The organism is Kitasatospora putterlickiae, assembly GCF_039527695.1.
Taxonomy (GTDB): Bacteria; Actinomycetota; Actinomycetes; order Streptomycetales; family Streptomycetaceae; genus Kitasatospora; species Kitasatospora putterlickiae.
In genome coordinates, this window is record NZ_BAAAKJ010000019.1 from 52,956 (window position 1) to 58,666 (window position 5,711).

At 73.5% G+C, this 5,711-nt stretch carries 4 protein-coding genes; 3 read left to right on the forward strand and 1 reads right to left on the reverse strand.

Annotation, left to right across the window (positions count from 1 at the left end; translation table 11 throughout):
• Positions 1–357, forward strand: a 357-nt coding sequence (locus ABD308_RS02220; RefSeq protein ID WP_344324632.1) for an FCD domain-containing protein, incomplete at its 5' end; no start/stop codon positions are given.
• A 36-nt stretch (positions 358–393) separates the two neighbouring features.
• Here the strand turns inward: ABD308_RS02220 and ABD308_RS02225 are convergent.
• Positions 394–831: an Lrp/AsnC family transcriptional regulator gene (locus ABD308_RS02225; RefSeq protein WP_344324635.1), complete on the reverse strand. Its 438-nt coding sequence runs from the start codon at positions 829–831 to the stop codon at positions 394–396.
• A 167-nt stretch (positions 832–998) separates the two neighbouring features.
• Between ABD308_RS02225 and ABD308_RS02230 the strand changes: the two genes are divergently transcribed.
• Both ABD308_RS02230 and ABD308_RS02235 read left to right on the forward strand, forming a co-directional pair.
• Positions 999–4,493: an indolepyruvate ferredoxin oxidoreductase family protein gene (locus ABD308_RS02230; protein WP_344324638.1), complete on the forward strand. Its 3,495-nt coding sequence runs from the start codon at positions 999–1,001 to the stop codon at positions 4,491–4,493.
• A 33-nt stretch (positions 4,494–4,526) separates the two neighbouring features.
• Positions 4,527–5,666 carry an acyl-CoA dehydrogenase family protein gene (locus ABD308_RS02235; protein ID WP_344324641.1) on the forward strand — a complete coding sequence of 380 codons (1,140 nt, stop codon included), beginning with the start codon at positions 4,527–4,529 and terminating at the stop codon, positions 5,664–5,666.
• The last annotated feature ends 45 nt before the right edge of the window (positions 5,667–5,711 follow it).

A 5,711-nucleotide genomic window follows, 5' to 3' on the forward strand; every position in this document is an offset into this window, starting at 1 on the left:
TGGGCGCCCGCCGAGGCGGTCGACCGGCTGGAGGCCCTTCCCGCCGGGGCCCCGTGGCGTCATGTCGTCGAGGCCCACAGCGCGGTGCACACGGGGATCGTGGAGGCCGGCGGCAATCCGCGGGTGGCGGCCGCCCACCGGGCCTGCCAGAACGAGCTCAACCACATGCTCGCGACGATCCGGACCGACTTCTCGGCGGCCCGGCTGGCCCTGGTGCACCGGCACCTCCTCGACCAGCTCCTGGTGGGCGGGGAGACGGCCCTGCGGGCGCTGGAGGACGATCTGGAACTCGGTGGACGCGCCGCCATGCACCTCGCCCTGCGCCGGCGGCGCGGGGTGCCGGCCCACCTCGGCTGAGGCGGCCGCTCCGGCCCCCCGTCACCGGGCGGCCCGTCAGTTCCTCGTCCAGGACCCCAGCACCATCAGGGTCTTGGTGCCGGTGACGTGGCCGGTGCGGCGCAGCCCGTCGATGACCTGCTGCAGGTGCGCGATGTCGCGCACCCGCACCTGCACCAGGGCGTCGGGGGCGCCGGCGATGGTGTGGACGGCCTGCACCTCGGGCGCCCGGTAGGCGGTGCGGACGATCTCGCCCACCGGCGTGCTGCCCGTGTACGTGATCTCGACGAAGGCCTCGACGGCCCGGCCGAGCTTCGCGTGGTCGATCTGGATCGTGAAGCCGGTGATCACACCGCTGTCCCGGAGCCGGTCGACCCGGCGCTTGACCGCGGCGACCGAGAGCCCCACCTCGGGGGCCATCTCGGAGAACGTCCGCCGGCCGTCCTCCCTGAGCATGCGCAGCAGCCGGTGGTCCACATCGTCGATCTCGGTCACCTGGAACTCCCGGCGCAGCAGTGGTGGGGAAGCAATAAGTTTCAACGAAATACGCGTATTTGACCAGTAGTTTGCGTCTTTGCCCCCACATCTCGCAACGTGCTTGCGGGGCCCGAAGGATCTTGCTGTCCTGGGCGCCCCCCACCCGATCGCCGAGGAGGCTCGCCATGAGCACCGACCCAGCCGCCGTGACACTGGACGACAAGTACGCCGCCCGCGGCGGTCGTGTCCTGATATCGGGCATCCAGGCGCTGGTGCGCCTGACCCTGGAGCAGCGCCGTCTCGACGAGGCGCACGGCCTGGACACCCGGGCCTTCGTCAGCGGCTACCAGGGCTCCCCGCTCGGCGGCGTCGACCTGGAGATGGGCCGTGCCCGCCGCTTCCTCGACCCCGCCGGTGTGGTGTTCCGGGCCGGGCTGAACGAGGAACTCGCGGCCACCGCCGTGGCCGGCACCCAGATGCTCGGCCAGGTCCCCGGCGGGCGCCACGATGGCGTCACCGGCTTCTGGTACGGCAAGAACCCGGGGCTCGACCGGGCGGCCGACGCCATCCGGCACTCCACCGTGGCGGGCACCACGGCGCTGGGCGGCGCGGTGGCCTGGATCGGCGACGACCCGGGCAGCAAGTCCTCGACCGTTCCCAGCTCCTGCGAGCCGATGTGCCAGAGCCTCAGCATGCCGCTGCTCGCGCCGGGCTCGGTGGCCGAGATCATCGAGTTCGGCCTGCACGCCGTGGCGCTCTCCCGGGCATCGGGCCTCTGGGCCGGGCTGAAGATCGTCGCGGACATCGCGGACGCCTCCGCCGTGGTCGACCTGGACCGGCTGCTGCCCGACATCCCCGCCCCCTCGCGGACCGGCCGCGGCGCGCCTCCGACCCTCGTCGGCCCCGCCTCGCTGGACGCCGAGCACGACATGCTCACCCGCCGGCTCAACCTCGCCCGCGACTACGCCCGCCGGGCGGGCCTGAACCGCATCGACTTCAGCGCCCGGCATGCCACCCTGGGCGTCCTCGCCTCGGGCACGTCCTTCGCCGTGGTGCAGCGGGCGCTCGCCGATCTCGGCATCGACGAGGAGGCGATGGAGGCCCTCGGGCTGCGGCTGATCCGCATCGGCATGCCCTTCCCGCTCTCCCCGGAGGAGCTGGTGGCCATGACCGGCGACCTGGACCAGGTGCTGGTGGTCGAGGACAAGGTGCCCTTCCTGGAGGGACACCTGAAGCAGGCCCTCTACGGAATCGCCGACCCGCCCGTCGTGGTGGGACGGCACGAGGAGAACGGCCGTCCGCTGCTGACCGCCCGGGGCACCCTGGCGGCGGAGGACGTGGCACGGGCGCTGGCCACGCGGATCGGAGCGGAGCGGCTGCCGCGCACCGCGGGCGCGTACCTGGCCGCGCTGGCCCCGCCGGCCCAGCAGCGGATCTCCCTGCCGATGGTTCCCACGCGCACGCCCTACTTCTGTTCCGGCTGCCCGCACAGCGCGTCGACGAAGGCCTCCGACGACACCCTGGTCGGCGTGGGCATCGGCTGCCACGTCATGATCGCGCTGGACGGCGCGGGCCGCGGCAACCAGATCGGCCTGACCCAGATGGGCGGCGAGGGCGCCCAGTGGATCGGGATGGCGCCCTTCACGGACGACCGGCACTTCGTCCAGAACCTCGGCGACGGCACCTTCCACCACTCCGGCTCGCTCGCCATCCGCGCGGCCGCCGCCGCCGGGGTGACGATGACCTACAAGCTGCTCTACAACGACGCCGTGGCCATGACGGGCGGTCAGCGGCCGGAGGGCCGCCTCGACGTGCCCGCGCTGACCCGCTCGCTCGCCCTGGAGGGCGTCAAGCGGATCATCGTCACCACCGCCGCCCCGGCCGACTACCGGGGCGTGCGCCTCGACCCGATCGCCGAGGTCCGCCACCGCGACGAGCTGGCCGGGGCCGAGAAGGACCTCGCCGCCGTGGACGGCGTGACCGTCCTGATCCACGACGACCAGTGCGCGGCCGAGGAACGCCGGCTGCGCAAGCGCGGCCAGCTGCCGACCCCCGCCGAGAAGGTCGTCATCAACGAGCGGGTGTGTGAGGGCTGCGGCGACTGCGGCGACGTGTCGACCTGCCTGTCCGTGCTGCCCGTCGACACCGAGTTCGGCCGCAAGACCCGGATCCACCAGGCGTCCTGCAACTCCGACTTCAGCTGCCTCAAGGGCGACTGCCCCTCCTTCCTGCTGGTGGAGCCCAAGCGGAAGGCGGTGCGCCGGGAGGTCCCGCCGCTCCCGGTGGAGCTGACCGAGCCGGTCCGCGTCGTGTCGGGCGACAACGCGCTGCTGCGCATGCCCGGCATCGGCGGCACCGGGGTCGTCACGGTCTCGCAGATCCTGCAGATGGCCGCCCACCTCGACGGCCGCTACGCGGCGGGACTGGAGCAGACGGGTCTGGCCCAGAAGGGCGGACCGGTGGTCAGCGACCTGCGGATCTCCAGCACGCCGGTCACCGGGGCGCTGCGCGCCTCCCGCGCCACCGCGGACGTGCTCATCGGCTTCGACCTGCTGGGCGCGGCCGCCGAGGGGAACCTGTCCGTGGCGCGGCCCGACCGCACCGTCGCGGTGATCAACACCGCCATCGTGCCCACGGCGGCCATGGTGACCAACCGGGTCGTCGTCCCGGACTCGCCCGACGACGCGCTGGAGCGCATCGCCGCCCTGACCCGGTCGGAGCGGAACCTCCACCTGGACGCGCAGGGGCTGTCCGAGGACCTCTTCGGGGACCACATGCCGACCAACATGCTGCTGATCGGCGCCGCCTTCCAGCACGGCTGCGTCCCGCTGTCCTCGACGGCGATCGAAGCGGCGATCCGCCTCAACGGCGCCGCCGTGGAGAAGAACCTGGCGGCCTTCCGCTGGGGCCGCGCGGCGGTCCTCGACCACGAGGCCGTGCTGAAGGCCGTCCGCGTGCCCGCCCGGCCGGTCGTCGAGGTCACCCCGGCGGCACTCGCCATGGCCGGCGAGCACCTGGAGGCCGGAGCGCTGCGGGACGCGGTCGCCCTGCGCTCCGCGGACCTCATCGCCTACCAGAACGACGCGTACGCGCGGAAGTTCGTCCTGGAGGTGCACTCCGTGGCCGCCACGGCCAAGCGGCTCGCCGGCGAGGAGGCGGGCGAGCGGATCGCGGTGGCGTACGCCAAGGGCCTGTACAAGGTCATGGCGTTCAAGGACGAGTACGACGTCGCCCGGCTGCACCTGGACACCGTGGAGAAGGCCAGGCTCTCCGACGAGTTCGGCCCGGACGCCGAGGTGTCGGTCATGCTGCACCCGCCCGTGCTCAGGGCACTGGGCATGCGGCGCAAGATCCGGCTGCGGCGCACCGCCCCGCTCGCCTTCCGGACCCTGCGCGCCATGCGCGGACTGCGGGGAACCTCGCTGGACGTGTTCGGCTACGCCCACGTCCGCCGCGAGGAGCGCGCCCTGCGCGAGGAGTACCCGCGCCTGGTGCGCACCGCGCTCAGGCACCTCACCCCGGACAACGCGGCCGAGGTCGAGGAACTGGTGCGGCTGGTCGACGGCGTCCGCGGCTACGAGGACATCAAGCTGGCCCGCCTCGCGGAGTACCGCGACCAGGCCCGCGGCGCCCTCGCCGCCCTGGAGACCGCCGAAACCGCCCCCGCCGCCGCGCGCTGACCACCGGCCCAGGCCGTCCGGAAGGAGAACCCCATGCCCGTCGACCGTCTGCTGCCCACCCGCGAGGCCGAGGACCTGCTCGCCCTCGCCCGGGACGTCGCCGACCGCGAACTCGCCCCGCGCGTGGAGGAGCACGAGCGCTCCGAGTCCTACCCCGAGGGCCTGTTCGCCCTGCTCGGGGAGACCGGCCTGCTGGGCCTGCCCTACCCCGAGGAGTTCGGGGGAGGCGGCCAGCCGTACGAGGTCTACCTCCAGGTCGTCGAGGAACTCGCGGCGCGCTGGGCGTCGGTCGCCGTCGCGGTGAGCGTGCACACCCTCGCCGCGTTCCCGCTGCTGGAGTTCGGCACCGGGGACCAGCGTGCCCGCTGGGCCGGGGACGTCCTCGGCGGCCGGGCGGTCGGCGGGTACAGCCTCTCCGAGTCCCAGGCGGGATCCGACGCGGCGGCCCTGGCCTGCCGTGCCCGCCGCACCCCGGAGGGCTACCGCGTCAACGGGACCAAGGCGTGGATCACCCACGGCGGCAAGGCCGACTTCTACGCCCTGTTCGCCCGCACCGGCCCGGGGGAGGACGGCGTCTCCTGCTTCTTCGCCCCGGGCCGGGTCGACGGCCTCACCTTCGGCAGGCCCGAGGAGAAGATGGGCCTGCACGCGGTGCCGACCACCGCGGCCTTCTGGGACGACGCGCTGATCGGCACCGACCGGCTCATCGGCGCGGAGGGCCAGGGCCTGCGGATCGCGTTCAGCGCGCTGGACTCCGGACGGCTGGGCATCGCGGCCTGCGCGACCGGCCTGGCCCAGTGCGCGCTGGACACGGCGGTCGCCTACGCGAAGGAACGGACCACCTTCGGCCGCAGGATCATCGACCACCAGGGGCTGGGGTTCCTGCTGGCCGACATGGCCGCCGCCGTCGACACCGCGCGGGCCACCTACCTGGACGCCGCCCGCCGGCGCGACGCGGGCCGTCCGTACGGCCGGCAGGCCAGTGTCGCCAAACTGGTCGCCACGGACGCCGCGATGAAGGTCACCACGGACGCCGTGCAGGTCCTGGGCGGGTACGGGTACACCCGGGACTACCCCGTCGAGCGCTACATGCGCGAGGCGAAGATCATGCAGATCTTCGAAGGCACCAACCAGATCCAGCGCCTGGTCATCGCCCGTCAACTGGCCCGCTGAGAACGGCCCGTCAACGCGGCGCCGGAACGATGGGGACGGCCCCCC